Genomic DNA, 15,204 nt, shown 5'->3' with positions numbered 1-15,204 from the left:
CCCGGCAAGCACCTCAACCTGTCGTAACTTCGTGACAATTTCCTCGGGCTTGTGTCGCTTGTTTCCCATCGTGAATCCTCCGTTTTCCTAAACATAGCGGCGGACCACTTCAGTGGGGGAGGATCAGTATTCCGCGCCGCCGGTGCTGAAAGCCTGGATGGATCAGGTGTTGAGCTACGGGTTTGCCTATGGTCCAGGCGGCGACAAACTCAGCGGCCGCGAGTTTCTGTTGCTCATTTCCACGGGCGGACCCGCAGATAGCTATCACGCTGGCGGCTACAACAACTTCTCAATGGATGAGTTCTTAAAGCCTTTTCAACAGACGGCCTTGCTCGCGCACATGCGCTACCTGCGCCCGTTTGTGTTTCACGACATTGCGCGGGCGACCGGCGATGAAATCGAAGCAAGCGTCCTGCCCATGCTGCAGCATGTCAGCGATCCAGAGCTTGACCCAGCTGTAAAGCAGGCGCGCCTGTTGAGGGAATTGGAAGCGGATCCTGAGAAAGCTGCGGCGGTGAGTTAGGCATTTACATGACGCAAAGAGAAAAAACGTGGCCACTACTCCTCATGATCAGGGCATGATCAAAACCCGCCCCTGTAATAGTGCCCTCAACACCCACTTCGCACTCAATCAAACACACGAAAATCGCGTAGAACCTGCCCCGAATTCTTCGACGTACGCTGACCGTTCTCCATGGCCAGCGATCCATTCACCAGGACATGAGCAATTCCCGAAGCGTACCGGCGGGGGTGTTTGGCGGTGGCGTTGCTCGCGATGTTGACTTGATCAAAGACACAGATATCAGCCTGCTGCCCTTTCGCCAGAACCCCGCGATTTTTCAGCCCAAGGCGGTTGGCGGGAATGGACGTCAGCTTGGCCACGCCCTGCTCAAGCGAGAGCACCGCCTTGTCGCGCACATAGTACTGTAAAAACCGCGCGGCCCAGCCATAGCCTGAGAGTGACCCAATGTGGTCTTTCAACACACCTTCATTTGCGATCGCGACGGTGTCTGAGATGACAGCGCATTCCGGCTGCTCCAGACACATCTCGACATCTGCATTGCGAAAGGACTTAGACGACCACATACACGCCATCAGGTGATCGCCTTCTTCCAGCAGAATATCGAGCACCGCATCGTAGGGATGGCAGTTTCTCATCCGGCCGATCTCGGCAAAGTCGGCTCCGACGATATCTTTGTTGACGGTGGCATTCAGCAACACAATATCCGACCATTGCTCCGCCTTGACGATCAGCCACATGGGTTGCGGATTGGCCTTGATACGCGCGCGGCATTCAGGATCCGCCAACCGGGCAAGCACATCGTCAATAGAGCCAGCTTGAGCCCATTTCGGCAAAATCGCAGCCATCAGCGTGTGGTTCCAGTCATGCGGGATCACATCAAAGGCGATATCCACATCGTGGCGCCGCGCCAAATCAATCATCTCAAGGGTATGATCCATCGCATAGTCGGGCGCGCCGAATTTCGGCTGAATATGGCTGATCTGCAGCTTCGCGCCCGATTGCCGGGCCGTTGCAATCGCCTCGGCAAAACCAAGGTCATAGTGGGTGTCCCGGTTGCGCACATGGGTTGCGTACAGACGCTTATACTTCGCGGCAACCTCACACATGGGGACCAGATGTTCTGGGGAGGCGAGACTGCCGGGGAAATACTCCAGCCCTGAAGAAAACCCGCCTGCCCCCTCATCCATGCACTGATCAACCAGCCGGGCCATTTCAGCCACATCTTCTGCCTCACCCGGATGGAGCTGGTCGCCCAGCACCGCCCGGTGAACAGTGCCATGGCCGACAAAGGCCATCACGTTCACTCCCAGCTCGGTCCGGTCAAGCACTTCAAGATAGTCGCCAAACCCCAGCCAGGTGTCATGCTTGGCCTGATCGGTATACCAAGGCGCAACGCGGCTGATATCGCCGGGGTTATTGACCGGCGCGCAACTGATGCCGCATTGGCCGATGACTTCAGTTGTCACCCCTTGGTGCACCTGGCTTTCAGCGCGGCCATCGGCAATCAGGGTGAAATCAGAATGCGTGTGCATATCGATGAAGCCCGGCGCGACGATCAGGCCTGACACATCAATCTCCCGCGCCCCCTTCCGCCCCGCCAGCTCCCCTGCTGGCAAGACGGCACTGATCTGCTGCCCGGTAACCGCTAGGTCGCCGACATACCCATCTTGCCCCGTGCCGTCGACAATGGTGCCGCCTTTGAGAACAAGATCGAACATGTCAGCCTCCTATTTCGCTTCTCCGTAGAGCCAATCGGGCAGGAAAGTTGTGAGATCCGGGAAGAAGATCAGGATCACCATGCCAATCACATAAGCCAAGATGAACGGCAAAACCGCGACAGATATACGTTCGATCGACACTCCGGAAATGCGCGCCGCTACGGTCAGGTTTGCGCCCAGCGGTGGCGTAAGGAAGCCGATTTCGCACGTGATCACGGTGAAAATCCCAAACATGACCGGATCAACGCCCAACGAGCTGACCAGCGGGAGAAACACCGCCGTGAACAATACGATCTGCGCCAAGGACTCCATAAACGTCCCGATGAAGATGTAGAATACACCGATCAGAAGCAGCACGAGAAACTTATTGTCTGTGATCGACGTAATCCCGTCCTGTACGGCTGTGGGCACATCATAAAAAGCGGTCAACTGACCAAAGGCCAATGTCGGCGTCAGCAAGATCAGAATGCCGGTCAGCAAAGAGGTGAACCGCAGGGCTTCGATCAGCTTTTTGAGGGTCAGCTCGCGGTAGATGAAAAAGCCCACAAACAGAGAATAGAACACCGCAACGCCTGCGGCCTCGGTGGGGGTAAAGACACCACCATAGATCCCTCCAAGGATCAGAACCGGTGCCCCGATGGACCATTTGCCATCCCATGCGGCACGCAGGAACGGCCCCCAAGAGAACCGCTCGCCATCTCCGCCATAACCGCGGCGACGTGCGACGATATAGGTGGTGATCATCAGCAGGGCCGTGACCAAAACACCGGGGATCAGCCCCGCCAGAAACAGACGTGGGATCGATGTTTCTGACACAAGCCCATAGATGATCAGCAGATTTGACGGCGGGATCAAACTCCCCAGCGCGCCGGCGCTGGCTGTGATGGCGGCTGCAAAGGGCACGTCATAGCCTTCGCGCTTCATTGCAGGCACGGTGACCGATCCAATCGCCGCCGTGGTGGCAGGGCCTGAGCCGGACAGAGCTGCAAACAACATGCAGGCAAAAACCGTAACCAGTCCCATAGAGCCGCGATAGGCGCCCACCAGATTGGTCGCGATCGAGATCATGCGGGTGGCCATCCCGCCCACTTCCATCAACCGACCGGCGAGCACGAAAAGAGGAATGGTCAACAACGGGAAAGGCGTCAGACTGCCGTAACCGGTTTGCGCCATCAAGGTGTAGGGGATGTCGATCAGGTAAAGGGCCAGCGCGGTGGTCAGGCCCACCGACACAAACAGCGGCACGCCCATAATGGTCAACACCACAAAGGCAATGGCCAGGATCATCAATGCACTCATATCTGATGCTCCTGATCCTTGGAGGTTGCTTCCCATTCTTCATTCAGCATGCCAGGAAGCCCGTTTCGTCCGTCGCGCCACCAAGTGAAATAGGTCTGCACAAGGCGGATCAGCATCAGGCCATAGCCGATCACCAAGATGGTTTGCGGGTAGAATTGATTGATGCCCAAGCTGGGGCTGGTTTCAGGAAACCGCCAGAAAACAGCGAGGTAATCCAAACTGATTTTCAGCATGAAGAGGCAGAAGAACGCCCAAAATAGGTCCGCTATGAAGATGACAATCTTCCCGATGCCAACAGGCAACGCCTGCACGGCAACCATGATGCGGATGTGGAACCTCTCGCGCACGCAAAGCGATGCGCCCATGTAAACGGCCCAGACCATGCAAATTGCTGCCGTTTCCTCAGTCCAGTGCAGCGCCACCTGAAAGACATAGCGCGCCACCACCTGCGCAAAGACCGCCACCGCAATCACCGCAAGGCAGGTGCAGCAAATCAACTCCTCGAAGTGCCGCTCGAGCCACCTCAGACCATTCATTTTGTTTTATTCCCCAACCGTTGCCGGCTCTTACTAAGCGAATTGGGGCACCCGTTCAGAGTGCCCCAATCTTAGGTTTATTCAGCTGCGGCCTGGATCGCATTCACCAGTGCGATGAACTCCTCACCGCGCTGTTCTGCAAACTCTTGCTGAACGCCTTTTGCTGCTGCGATGAAATCGCCGCGGTCCGGATCGGTGCGCGCCATGCCACCTTCTTCCACCAACCACTTGCGGACCTCTTCGGTCTCAGTTGCCACTTGAGCGGCATACTCAGCCCCCGCTTCCTCGGCCGCCGCCAGAATCTGCGCGCGCTGCTCATCACTCAGCTTCTTCATGAAGTTGTCGGATGCAAACAAAGGAGCAAAGGCCACAAAATGCTCAAGGATGACGAGATGCGGCTCAAACTCGAAGAATTTCATGTCGCGAATGAAGGAGGTGCCGTTATCACCACCATCCACAGTGCCGGTTTGCAGGGCGGTCGGCGTTTCTGACCACGCCAGCGGCACGGGATTTGCGCCAAAGGCCTCAAACGTGGCGATCATCACCTCGTTCTTGGGCACCCGGATTTTCAGCCCTTCCATATCCGCCATCGTGTTCACGGGACGCACCGAATTGTAAAAGTCGCGATAGAGCGCCGGGCCAAAGGCCAACAGGTGCACGCTGGTGTCTGCCTGCAGCTGGTCCTTCATCTGCTGGCCCACCTCGCCGTTAAGCACACGGTCCAGGTGTTCGGCATTCTGGAAGATATAGGGCAGCACAGTCACATCCATCAGCGACCAGTGCGGCGACACATTGTTTGCGGTGATGAAGAAGCCGTCCACAGTGCCAAGCTGCATGGCTTTAAACGCTTCGTCCTCGCTCGAAATCTGGTTGCAGCAACGCAGTTTGACCTCAATTGTGCCATCTGAGTGCTCTGCCACCTTTTGCTGAAAAATCTTTCCGAACCGGCCGTAAAGGGATTCTTCCGGGGCGCCGAAACCAACATTCATCGTGATATCGGCGGCCAATGTGCTCGTTGCGCTGAGTGCAAATGCCAGCATTGGCACTGCCATCTTCTTCAAGTTCCATAATTTCATGAGATCCTCCTGGTTGGTGCGCTTTTAGCGTCTGCTTTTGCCGTTTGTGCCCCGTCTGTCCTGAGTCTATGCAAGCCCAATACCGGCAAATTGCGCACTGCAAATTCCGGCGCATCAAAACCAGCCAATCGCGGGGTTCTCAGGCCCCACTCCTGCGAGTGGGACAAGGAAACGCTACTCAATTCCCATTGATGCAGAAAACAATTGTTTTCTGGGGGTATTCTTACATTTTTTGGATTTATTGCGCTGCCTGGCTACCGGAAGGGTTGAGCAGATGGTCAAACCCGCCCTGATCTGAAATTTCCCTGCAGGTTTCCAAAACTGTACGCACCAAGGCTGAACGCTTACCCGCCCCCGTATAGGCGACCCCGTAATAGGGCGCGTCCTGATCGCCAGAAATCGGCCGCGTGACATAGCCATTCTGCCCCATACGGTCCAGCGGCCCACAGATATTCAGGATCGCATAGCCCAAATCCGCAGCAACCATCCCGCGCAGCACCGAAGAGCTTTTGGTGGTATGACCAATGCGCGGGCGCAATCCCTCTGCGGTGAAAAGCGCATCAAAATAATCGGGTGCGCCGGGCAAATCCAAAAGGATCATCGGCAAATCTGCCAGATCAGACAAGGCCACCTGTTCTTGCTTCACCAACGGAGAAACATCCGGAATCATCGCGATGGGTGCGGCCTTGAACATTGGTAGGAACGGCTGAGCCTTAGGGGCCGCACGCCGATAGGTCAGCGCCAGATCGACACCCCCGCTGTTCAGCATTTCCGCAATGCTCAGCATGTCGCCTTCTTTGATTTCCACACGGATATGTGGAAAGTCCTGCGAAATCCGTTTGAGAATCGGCGGCAAGACATATGGGGCCGTCGGCGCATAGCATCCCAGTCGCAGCGTCCCTGCCGGATCGCCGGTCAGTGTCAGCAGATCGGATTCAAAAATACGCGCTTGCTCCAGAAAATCCCGAATGCGGGCGCCGATCTCAATCCCTTTGTCTGTCGGAACAATGCCTTTGGCAGGCATCCGCCGCAGCAATTCCGCCTGAGTGGTGCTTTCGATCATATCGATCGCTGCCGTGATCGAAGATTGCGAAATCTTCATCTCCACAGAAGCCCGCGCAATTGAGCCAGTGCGCAGCGCAGCGTCAAAGTACTGAAGTTGTTTGAGGGTAAATCGCACAGGTCATTCCAATATTTTTTGTGTGTTACTCTAGTACTAATTCCATTTTTCCACACAACCAAGCTCAGCTAGCTGTTTGGAAACAACAGAGAGAGAGACATGGGCAAAACGCTTCTTTTCCATGCGAAATCCGTGGTGACGATGGACCGGAACATGCCACGCGCCAGCCATGTGGCGGTACGTGACGGGCGCATTCTGGCGGTGGGCGGTCCGGATTGCGCGGCCCCATGGGGCGGAGCAGACAGCCATATTGATGTCTCAGGCAGCGTGTTGATGCCCGGATTTGTCGAAGGCCATGCCCATTTGATGGCAGGGGCCATGTGGGATTATGCCTATTGCGGCTATCACGACCGGATCGACCCGCAGGGTCAGATGCACCGGGGCATGACGCAGATTGAAGAGGTCATCGCTCGCCTGAAAGAGTTCGAAGCCACCTTGCCCCCGGATCAGCCTTTGGTGGGCTGGGGGTTTGATCCGATCTGTCTGACGTCGGAACGCCTGAGCCGCCATCACCTTGATCAGGTCAGCACGCAACGCCCTATCGTCATCATCTTCTCAAATTTCCACCTGCTCTGCGGCAACACTGCGGCCTTGGACTTGGCGGGATACAACGCCCAGACCAATGTCGAAGGAGTCGTCAAAGGAGCAGACGGCCAACCAACTGGCGAGCTGCAGGAAATGGCCGCGATGTTTCCCGTCATGCGCCGCACTGGGATCGACTTTCGCGCACTCACGCAAACCGATGCAGCGCTGCAGTCTTATGCCGAAGTGTGCAAACGCGCTGGCGTGACCACAGTGACCGATCTGTTTGCCACGCTGGGCGACGATGACATCACAAGGCTCGCCGAAGCCACCGGCAAGAAAAGCTTCCCTGTACGTCTGGTTCCGGCCCTTGGCGCGATAGGCGGCACCCCGGCGGAGGTCGCGGCTCAGGCCTTAGCAATGCGTGAGCGCGCCACCGATAAACTGCGCTTGGGCGCCGTGAAGCTCATGACCGATGGCTCCATTCAGGGCTGGACAGCCCGGGTGCGCGCACCGGGCTATATTGGGGGGCATCCCAACGGGCTCTGGAACACCGCGCCCGACCAGATTTTCCAGCTGTGCGAAGAGATGCAGCGTCATGGCTTGCAAATGCATATCCATGTGAATGGCGACGAGGCCGCCGCAGTCACGTTGGAAGCCCTAGAGGCGGCGGCACGCAAACACCCATGGCCGGGCGCGCGCCACGTTTTGCAGCACTGCCAGATGATGGATGCCGCGCTGTTCCGGCGCGCCGCCGAACTGGGCGTGGCCTGCAATATCTTTGCCAATCACATCTGGTATTTTGGCGATCAACATGCCGCGCTGACCATCGGCCCCGATCGTGCGCGGTCGATGAACGCCGTGCGAGATTGTCTTGATATGGGCGTGATCACCGCAATTCACTCCGACGCACCGGTGACCCCAATGGGGCCGCTGTTCACCGCCTGGTGTGCCGTCAACCGCCGCACGATGAGCGGGCAAACCCTCGGGCCCGCGCAACGCATCACGGTGGAGGAGGCACTTTATGCTATCACCTTAGGGGCCGCGCAGACACTCAAAATGGACACCGAGATCGGCTCCATCGAAACCGGAAAACGGGCGGACTTTGTGCTACTCGGCGAAGACCCTCTGAGCGTTGCACCAGAGAACTTAAAAGACGTGCCAGTGCTGGGCACCGTTCTGGGCGGCGAGGTGCATCAGCTGTGACCCCGCTTCCTCTGACCGTGATCGGTGGCTACCTCGGAGCAGGAAAAACCACCCTGATCAATCAGATTCTCAGCGCCAACCACAGGTTGCGGATCATGGTTCTTGTGAACGACTTCGGATCAATCAACATTGACGCAAGCCTTTTGATCTCGGCCAGCCAAGACACTCTGGAGCTGTCAAATGGCTGCGTGTGTTGCACGATGGGAGCAGACCTGTTTCTTGCCATCGGAGACGTTCTGGATCGCCAACCCCGCCCGGATCACATCATCATCGAAGCCAGCGGCATCGCCGACCCGACCCGCATCGCAAATGTGGCTCAGGCTGAACCGGAGCTGTTGTATTCCGGGATCGTCACCGTGGTGGACGGCCGTCAATTCGACGCTTTGAGTGGCGATCCCTTGATCGCAGCGCAATTCAAAGACCAAATTGCCTGTGCGCAGGTAATTGCTGTCAGCAAAGCACCCTTACAAGAGGACCTGCGCCAAAATCTGTCAGACCTCAATCCAGATGCAACGATCCTGCCTGTTGATCAGCTTGGCATCGAACAACTTCTGATGACGGGGCAGGATCCAACCAAGATCCTTCAATTCTCCCACCCCGCTTATGCGAAATGGTCCTACTCCGGAGATCGCTCCCTTGGTCAAACTGAGCTGACCGAATTGCTGCAATCACGGCCAGAGCCGCTCTACCGTCTCAAAGGGCACATGCGCGGCCCAGACGACACCGGCTTCTTGGTTCAAGTGGTGGGTTCATCTGTCGAGATTTGTGAGACCGCTCAACCGCCACAAACAGAACTCATAGGCATCGGCCTTGCTGCGCGCCTTATGCCTGAAACATGTGATGAATGGTGGGCGCAAGGCGCTCGCGACCAAGCGGCACACCAACCTGAACTCCAAAGCTAGCCTTTACCCTGCGCAAGATGCGCATCCACCAGACGTTGCACCTTCGGGGCAAAGTGCCAGAAATCAGGCGTCTCCATCCCGGCGATCTTTCCAGCTTCGTCCAGATACCTGACCGCGATGATCTCTTTCAGGTTCGGGTTCTTTTCAAACTCAGCCACTTCTTGGGCACTCATCGGCCCGCCTTGCAAATTGAGCGAATGCACTGACGCCTCAGACAACCGGTCAAAATAGCTCGGCTTGGCGGCACAGAGATAGCGTTTGGCGGCAACGTGATAGCGGCAACAATCCGTCACCACGCTCGGAAAGAACCGCTCAAGCACCTCCGCACCGGCATCCTCATGATGCCGGTCTTCTGTGTCATCCATCGTGAACATCCCGAATTCGGACGTGAAGTGGCCTATGTCGTGCAGCAAAGCCCCCACAACAATCTCATCAGGCTGCCCATTCCGCTCCGCAATCGTCGCGCCCTGAAGCATGTGCTCGCCCATCGTCACAGGCTCACCCAGATACTCTTCCGATCCCCGACGCTCAAAAATCGACGCCAGAAATGCGACAATGGTGTCAGCCGTCAAACCTTCTGCCGGAGTGTTCATTCCGCCGCCTCCAGAGCCTTGCGACGCAACGCATCGCGTGTGGAGCGCAGCCCATCTTTGTCGGCGTAACACCCCTGCAACCAACGCTTTCCAGCACCCGAATACGCCTTACGTGCATGCAAAACGCGGGTGTTGTCCACCACAAAGGCTTCCCCAGGATCGAGACGGAACACAACCTCCATCGCAGGGTCATCAATGATCTCCCCCAGCCGGCGATAGGCCGCATACCACAGGTCCATCTTTTCAAACGGCACATCCGTAACAGCTGCAAGCGAGCGATTGTTAAACCGCACCCCAATGAGTTCACCGTCCGGCGCGAGTTCGATCAAAGGGCGGCGGGAGGTCAAACAAACACCATCTTCGCCCGCATATTCAAACCGCGCACAATAATCGGCAAGCACATCGAAATAGGCCGGGTTCTCTGCCTGCAAACGGCGCGCGCAGGCGAACCCGTCAACCACCATATTCTCGCCTCCGGCGGCAGAGCTTTCCAGACAATAGAGCACCTGAATCGTCGGCACGGGGTCGCGGTACGGGTTGTCGGTATGCGCCTGCAACCCGAGGCCAGTGAACGCCAAATTGGTCGGGTTCACCTCTGTGCGCACCTCAAAATGCTTGCCATAATTGGTCTCGCGCACATGGCCAAAAAGATCGACCACATCAAACAGCGCGCCCTCTCTCACCGGGCCGCCTTCGATTTTGCCAAAACCAAAGCGGGTCACTCGGTCGATCCAAGTGGCAAATGGGGTGCCGCCCTCCGCAAGCCTCGGAAATGCACCGGTTGGCACATTTGCTTGAAACTTCGCGTCCCATGGAGAAACCTCCTCCGGCAACCATCCACGGACCGCGTTCTGAGGCCGATCATACGCATGCGCCTTCAGCCACTCTGCGTTAAAGACAACCTGCTTACCTTCCGGTGCAAAGGTCACGTTTACGTCCTCCCCCGCAACCGAAGCGGCAATGATATGCGTCTCCTTCGGAATGTCGCGCAACGCAATCAGCCGCTGACCATTGCCAAAGGCGCGCGTCTCCGGGTCCTGCGCATTGTCTCGCAGCCAGATCGCGTGAAAACGGAGCGACTGATCCTCAAAATGAAGGGTTAAAACGGCGCCATCTTGGCTCAATGTCGTGTGCATCGGCGGTGTCCTTTTGGCTAACAGCACGAACGGTCGCCTTACATTCTCCTGGGAATCTGCATAAACTCAAATTTGAAATAACCCGACTGAGCATCGAAATAACTTATGAATAAGCCAACCCCATCCCTACCGCCTCTCGAATGGGTGCGCGCTTTCGAAGCGGCCGCACGCCTCGGCAGCTTTACCGCCGCCGCAGAAGAGACAGGCCTCACGCAACCCGCAATCAGTCAGCGTATTTCCCAGCTCGAAAAACTCCTAGGCACGCAACTCTTCTTGCGTCAAAGCCGCACCATCACGCTGACCGTGGAGGGCGAAACCTGGCTGCCCCATGTGCAATCCGCCTTTCGCACGCTCAGCGACAGTTCTGAGATGTTGTTTTCCCGAGGACGCTCCCGCCTGACAATTCTGGCAAGCCAATCTGTGATTTCCATGTGGATTGCGCCGCGACTGGCTCAAATGACTGTGGCAACAGGCGCGCAGATTTCACTCCAGTCCTTTGTTTTAACAGGGCAAACCTCAACGCCCGACAGCTCCCTTCGAATCCGCTATGGCGCAGGGGACTGGCCCCATCACTACAAGCTTCCGCTGTTCAGAGAAGCGCTCGCTCCGGTCTGCGCACCAAGCCTTGCCTCGACAGACTGGCACCACCTGCCCCGCATCGCCTGCACTGGGCCACGGCCGGACTGGGATGTTTTTGCCGCGCGGTTTGGTATTCCCTCAACGCCCATCCCGCAGATCCGGATCGACACGTTGCATGGCGCCATCGCCGCTGCCAAATCGGGCCATGGCATTGCACTTGGCTCCCTCCCGCTGTGCGAAGAAGACTTGCGCTCAGGCGCGCTTCATCAACTGGGCAATGATGTCATGGAGCACCGTGAGACCTACTGGCTTTTGGCATCACGCGAAGCGATTGGGCGCAAACAATGGGAAGCGCTGTCAGAAGCCATCGTGTCGGCTGTGTAGTCCGCGCCTAGTCACCGCTTCAGCAACAACACAAATGCAATCCCGCCAATCAGCCCCGTCACGATCCCAACCGGAATATCTTCAGGCGCCATCACAGTACGGGCGACAATGTCGGCCCAGAGCAGGAAAATCCCGCCAAATATCGCCGACAGCGGCACCAACCGGATGTAATTGCCGCCAACAATCAGCCGCACGATGTGGGGCACCATCAGCCCCACAAATCCGATCATACCGGAAAAGGCGACCATCACGCCGGTGATCAGCGCTCCCACCACAAAGACCGTCAGGCGAAATCGAGCCACCGGAATGCCAAGTGAGCTCGCGGTCTCGTCACCAATGGTCATCGCATTGAGCTGCGGTGCCTGCAGCCAGAGCCACAGGCTACAGGGCACCAAAATGGCCAGCGGATAGATCAGATGCGACCACTGCGCCAGCCCCAAACCTCCAAGCATCCAGAAGACAACCGTGTGGGTCGCCTTCGGGTCACCTAGGAAAATCAATATGTTGGCGCAGGCCATCACAACAAAGGAAATGGCCACCCCTGTCAAAACCAGCCGGTCTGCGCTCATTGCGCCCGCCCATTTTGACACCACCAAAACGCAGAGCGTCGCCACCAAAGCCCCCAGAAAAGCCATAAGCGGCACGGTCAGAAGGCCAAGGAACAGGCCTGTGTGCAGCAAAGCCAGAATGGCCCCAAACGCCCCGCCGGACGAAATGCCCAGCAGATGCGGATCGGCCAGCGGATTGCGGGTCACCGCCTGTAACGTGGCGCCCACAACAGCCAGCCCAGCCCCGACCATGACCGCCAAAAGCGCGCGCGGAAAACGGATTTCCCACACGATGGCGGCGCGCCCTTTTGACCAGGTCGGATCGCCGGACCAGACACCCAGCTTATCCAGGAACACACCCCAAACCGTGTCGATGGGCACCGCAATAGCGCCCATCGAAATCGCAAAAGACAAGGACACTCCCAACGCGGCAAAGCTGCCAAAAAGAGCCATCCAGAAAGAGACGTTTTGTCGGAAGTGGTCCTTGTTCATTTAGTGGCTTGCCACACCTTCAGAGCCCCAGAAGCCTTCTGCCAGCTTCTTCACGGCTTTGATGTTGCGCGGACCAGGGGTCGCCTCGACATATTCCAGTACAACAAAACGGTCGTTCTTCACCGCGTCCAGTTCGGCAAAGGCCGGGTTGTTCATCATGAACGCGCGTTTTTCTTCTGCGGTGACCTTACCGTAGTTCACAATCACAACCACCTCAGGGTTGCGCTCGACAACCGCTTCCCAGGTGACCGTGCCCCAGCTTTTCTCAAAGTCGTCCATGATGTTGGTGCCTCCAGCGGCCTCAATCATCGCGGTTGGCATGGCGTAAAGGCCCGCGGTGAATGGTGTGTCTTCGCCGCTGTCATACACAAAGACGCGCAGCGGATCGTCTGCGGTTTCCAGGCCGTCGGTAAACGCCGCCAGCTCTGCCTTATAGCCATCCACAAGCGCTTCGGCCTTTGCTTCAACGTCAAAGATTTTGCCGAGGTTGAGCAGGTCATTATACATATCGTCCATGCTGACCTTGGCTTTCTCGCCGATATGGATGCAGCTTTCGGTCAGCTCGTAGACGTCAATGCCAAACGGCGCGAGGGTTTCGGGGGTCACATCGCCGCCAACCTTCATGCCATAGTTCCAACCCGCAAAGAAGAAGTCAGCGTCCGCGCCAACCAGCACTTCTTTTGACGGATATTTTGCGGAAAGCTCCGGCAGCTCCTCCACGCCCGCACGCATCTCTTCATCCAGCGTCTTCCAGCCCGAAATACCGGTGTAGCCGACCATGCGATCTGCAAGGCCAAGCACCAGCATCATTTCGGTGAGGTTCACATCGTTGGAGATCGCGGCCTTTGGTGGCGCATCAAAAGTGACGGTGCGGTTACAGCTTTGCACAGTGGTTTCTGCCGCAGCGGTTTGGGCTGCAAGGATCAGCCCGAGGGTGAGAGTGCTCTTTTTCATAATGGGTCCTTTGTTGAGCTTTGTTTTTATTGAAGTCGGAAAGTGAGGTGGGGCTTCTGGCTCAGGCTGAGCTGTTCGCGTTGCGCCTGAACCTGAAACGTGTCGGAGACAAGCGAGTCATTCAGCACATCCACCGGTGCGCCAAATCCCTGCGGGCGGCCGTCTTTCAAGACAAGAATGCGATCACAAACATCTGCCGCCAGATTGAGATCATGCAGCGAGGTGACGATGGTCAGATCCAGATCTCGGATCAGCTGCAGCACCTCAAGCTGATGGCGGATATCCAAGTGATTGGTCGGCTCATCCAGCACAAGCAACTGCGGCTCCTGCGCAAGCGCGCGCGCAACCATCACCCGCTGGCGTTCGCCCCCCGAAAGCGTGGAAAGGCTCCGGTCGGTCAGATGTTGCAGCTGAAGACGCGCCAGCGCCCCGTCAATCACATCCGCATCGCGCTTCCCTGGCGTGGACAGGCCAAGCCGATGCGGCACGCGCCCAAGCGCCACCACTTCCCGCACCGTCAGCGCAAAATCTGACGGTTGTTCCTGCAGAACAGCGGCAACCTTACGGGCCACGGCACGCGGTGCCATTTGGCGCAGTGAGTCACCGCCAAGCAGGATGTCGCCTGACAAGGGGCGATTGTAGCCGTAGATCATGCGCAACAGCGTGGTTTTGCCGGCACCGTTTGGGCCAACAAGCCCCATCACCTCACCCTCCTTGAGGGTGAAGCTTGTATCCTCCAGCAGCAATGGGTCGCGCTTGCGCGGTGCCCAGCTCACATTGCGCACTTCCAGCGCCGCCGCGGTCATGACACACGCTCCATGCAATCCTCGATCGCCATAATCGTCGCCGGAACGCGCGAGAGATTAGGCGCGCACAGCATATCCGGCACCTCCACAGGACCGCCCCATCCGTCATCCAGCGCATCATGCTGCCGGGCAAAATCCATCAGCGCGTCAATGTCCTCATCAGGTGTAATATCGCCAAACAGGTAGGACGCACTGCGCGTTGCGTGATAGGCCACCGTGCACGGGCGATCACAAGCGGCCACACGGGCCGTGCCTGTGATCTCAAAATCCTCGGCGATGCTGTCCCCGGCTGCGGCAATGGCCGTCCGGAGCTTCGCAATCAGCTCATAGCCCGGCTTGCAGGTTTCGCCCTTGTGGCGACAGGACGTACAGACTGTGATGCGATGTGTGGGTGTTCGGTTCATTTCGCCCTCCGCGAAAGCGCGGGGCGAACAGGGAACCAGTCATGTCTGCGGCATAAGCCAATAGAGCCATCTTGGCCTCCTTCCGGGACACCCCGCCCGGGTTGAGTTACGTTTGATGATGGCAGGTCTCCTGACTCGCGGTGCTTGGCTTCCCCACCTTCCCGGGCTCTGGCCCAGTGGCATTTGGGGTTGCTCACCGCCTACAGTTGCGGGGGCAGTCACGGACTTGGCGCATATATCGCCGCACCGTATTCCCTTTTATCCGGCGCTGATGCACCAGATACCATCTCGTGCAGCAATCCACGATGCACGTCTTCGAGTCAACTCTATCTGGCACAGTGAGGCG

General features: G+C 57.5%; 15 protein-coding genes and 1 riboswitch. Of the genes, 4 read left to right on the top strand and 11 right to left on the bottom strand.

Translation table 11 applies throughout. From position 1 onward, the window contains the following. The first annotated feature begins 112 nt into the window (after positions 1–112). Positions 113–523, top strand: a complete 411-nt coding sequence (locus tag J7400_RS18360; protein WP_209065552.1) for an NAD(P)H-dependent oxidoreductase — start codon at positions 113–115, stop codon at positions 521–523. A gap of 104 nt (positions 524–627) precedes the next feature. On the opposite strand, the gene J7400_RS18355 is transcribed toward J7400_RS18360, so the two are convergent. From J7400_RS18355 to J7400_RS18335, 5 genes are all read right to left on the bottom strand, one after another. Further along, the gene (locus J7400_RS18355; protein ID WP_209065551.1) at positions 628–2,241 is read right to left on the bottom strand and encodes an amidohydrolase family protein; all 1,614 of its coding nucleotides are present in this window, start codon (positions 2,239–2,241) and stop codon (positions 628–630) included. 9 nt (positions 2,242–2,250) lie between these two features. After that, positions 2,251–3,540 (bottom strand): TRAP transporter large permease, encoded by a 1,290-nt coding sequence (locus J7400_RS18350; protein WP_209065550.1) that lies wholly within the window; start codon positions 3,538–3,540, stop codon positions 2,251–2,253. Beyond that, complete coding sequence (locus J7400_RS18345) at positions 3,537–4,076, bottom strand: TRAP transporter small permease (protein WP_209065549.1); 540 nt, start codon at positions 4,074–4,076, stop codon at positions 3,537–3,539. The genes J7400_RS18350 and J7400_RS18345 overlap by 4 nt, the downstream gene beginning before the upstream one ends. A gap of 77 nt (positions 4,077–4,153) precedes the next feature. Further along, on the bottom strand, positions 4,154–5,152 hold the full coding sequence (locus J7400_RS18340; protein ID WP_209065548.1) for a TRAP transporter substrate-binding protein: 999 nt from the start codon (positions 5,150–5,152) through the stop codon (positions 4,154–4,156). Positions 5,153–5,390: 238 nt separating this feature from the next. Next, positions 5,391–6,332, bottom strand: a complete 942-nt coding sequence (locus J7400_RS18335) for a LysR substrate-binding domain-containing protein (protein WP_209065547.1) — start codon at positions 6,330–6,332, stop codon at positions 5,391–5,393. A gap of 99 nt (positions 6,333–6,431) precedes the next feature. Here J7400_RS18335 and J7400_RS18330 point away from each other — a divergent pair, with 99 nt between their 5' ends. Next, positions 6,432–8,060 carry an amidohydrolase gene (locus J7400_RS18330; protein ID WP_209065546.1) on the top strand — a complete coding sequence of 543 codons (1,629 nt, stop codon included), beginning with the start codon at positions 6,432–6,434 and terminating at the stop codon, positions 8,058–8,060. Continuing rightward, positions 8,057–8,962, top strand: a complete 906-nt coding sequence (locus tag J7400_RS18325) for a CobW family GTP-binding protein (RefSeq protein ID WP_348540202.1) — start codon at positions 8,057–8,059, stop codon at positions 8,960–8,962. Before J7400_RS18330 ends, J7400_RS18325 begins: the two co-directional genes overlap by 4 nt. On the opposite strand, the gene J7400_RS18320 is transcribed toward J7400_RS18325, so the two are convergent. Together J7400_RS18320 and J7400_RS18315 are read right to left on the bottom strand one after the other, a co-directional pair. Further along, on the bottom strand, positions 8,959–9,555 hold the full coding sequence (locus J7400_RS18320; protein ID WP_209065545.1) for an HD domain-containing protein: 597 nt from the start codon (positions 9,553–9,555) through the stop codon (positions 8,959–8,961). The genes J7400_RS18325 and J7400_RS18320 overlap by 4 nt on opposite strands. Beyond that, a complete protein-coding gene (locus J7400_RS18315; RefSeq protein WP_209065544.1) occupies positions 9,552–10,691 on the bottom strand; it encodes a TauD/TfdA family dioxygenase in 1,140 nt (379 codons plus the stop codon). Before J7400_RS18315 ends, J7400_RS18320 begins: the two co-directional genes overlap by 4 nt. Before the next feature lie 105 nt (positions 10,692–10,796). Here J7400_RS18315 and J7400_RS18310 point away from each other — a divergent pair, with 105 nt between their 5' ends. Continuing rightward, positions 10,797–11,654: a LysR family transcriptional regulator gene (locus J7400_RS18310; protein ID WP_209065543.1), complete on the top strand. Its 858-nt coding sequence runs from the start codon at positions 10,797–10,799 to the stop codon at positions 11,652–11,654. A gap of 11 nt (positions 11,655–11,665) precedes the next feature. Here J7400_RS18310 and J7400_RS18305 read toward each other — a convergent pair whose 3' ends face one another. From J7400_RS18305 to J7400_RS18290, 4 genes are read right to left on the bottom strand one after another with little or no spacing between them, the layout of a single operon-like run. Next, positions 11,666–12,655, bottom strand: a complete 990-nt coding sequence (locus J7400_RS18305; protein WP_247738909.1) for an iron ABC transporter permease — start codon at positions 12,653–12,655, stop codon at positions 11,666–11,668. Positions 12,656–12,694: 39 nt separating this feature from the next. Beyond that, on the bottom strand, positions 12,695–13,648 hold the full coding sequence (locus J7400_RS18300) for an ABC transporter substrate-binding protein (protein ID WP_209065541.1): 954 nt from the start codon (positions 13,646–13,648) through the stop codon (positions 12,695–12,697). 26 nt (positions 13,649–13,674) lie between these two features. Continuing rightward, the gene (locus J7400_RS18295; protein ID WP_209065540.1) at positions 13,675–14,454 is read right to left on the bottom strand and encodes an ABC transporter ATP-binding protein; all 780 of its coding nucleotides are present in this window, start codon (positions 14,452–14,454) and stop codon (positions 13,675–13,677) included. Beyond that, positions 14,451–14,858 carry a DUF1636 domain-containing protein gene (locus J7400_RS18290; RefSeq protein ID WP_209065539.1) on the bottom strand — a complete coding sequence of 136 codons (408 nt, stop codon included), beginning with the start codon at positions 14,856–14,858 and terminating at the stop codon, positions 14,451–14,453. The genes J7400_RS18295 and J7400_RS18290 overlap by 4 nt, the downstream gene beginning before the upstream one ends. A gap of 102 nt (positions 14,859–14,960) precedes the next feature. After that, positions 14,961–15,161, bottom strand: a riboswitch (cobalamin riboswitch). Positions 15,162–15,204: the final 43 nt, after the last annotated feature.

It is taken from the genome of Shimia sp. R9_2 (assembly GCF_017743735.1).
Taxonomy (GTDB): Bacteria; Pseudomonadota; Alphaproteobacteria; order Rhodobacterales; family Rhodobacteraceae; genus Shimia.
Note: the sequence above shows the minus strand (reverse complement) of the source record. Positions and strands in the feature narration are given on the sequence as shown.

Bases quoted from the DNA above. Each gene is read 5' to 3' on its own strand.
- J7400_RS18330 (WP_209065546.1), top strand. From the start codon at position 6,432: ATGGGCAAAACGCTTCTTTTCCATGCGAAATCCGTGGTGACGATGGAC.
- J7400_RS18320 (WP_209065545.1), bottom strand. From the start codon at position 9,555: ATGAACACTCCGGCAGAAGGTTTGACGGCTGACACCATTGTCGCATTT.
- J7400_RS18350 (WP_209065550.1), bottom strand. From the start codon at position 3,540: ATGAGTGCATTGATGATCCTGGCCATTGCCTTTGTGGTGTTGACCATT.
- J7400_RS18290 (WP_209065539.1), bottom strand. From the start codon at position 14,858: ATGAACCGAACACCCACACATCGCATCACAGTCTGTACGTCCTGTCGC.
- J7400_RS18310 (WP_209065543.1), top strand. From the start codon at position 10,797: ATGAATAAGCCAACCCCATCCCTACCGCCTCTCGAATGGGTGCGCGCT.
- J7400_RS18305 (WP_247738909.1), bottom strand. From the start codon at position 12,655: ATGGCTCTTTTTGGCAGCTTTGCCGCGTTGGGAGTGTCCTTGTCTTTT.
- J7400_RS18315 (WP_209065544.1), bottom strand. From the start codon at position 10,691: ATGCACACGACATTGAGCCAAGATGGCGCCGTTTTAACCCTTCATTTT.
- J7400_RS18345 (WP_209065549.1), bottom strand. From the start codon at position 4,076: ATGAATGGTCTGAGGTGGCTCGAGCGGCACTTCGAGGAGTTGATTTGC.
- J7400_RS18295 (WP_209065540.1), bottom strand. From the start codon at position 14,454: ATGACCGCGGCGGCGCTGGAAGTGCGCAATGTGAGCTGGGCACCGCGC.
- J7400_RS18355 (WP_209065551.1), bottom strand. From the start codon at position 2,241: ATGTTCGATCTTGTTCTCAAAGGCGGCACCATTGTCGACGGCACGGGG.
- J7400_RS18340 (WP_209065548.1), bottom strand. From the start codon at position 5,152: ATGAAATTATGGAACTTGAAGAAGATGGCAGTGCCAATGCTGGCATTT.
- J7400_RS18300 (WP_209065541.1), bottom strand. From the start codon at position 13,648: ATGAAAAAGAGCACTCTCACCCTCGGGCTGATCCTTGCAGCCCAAACC.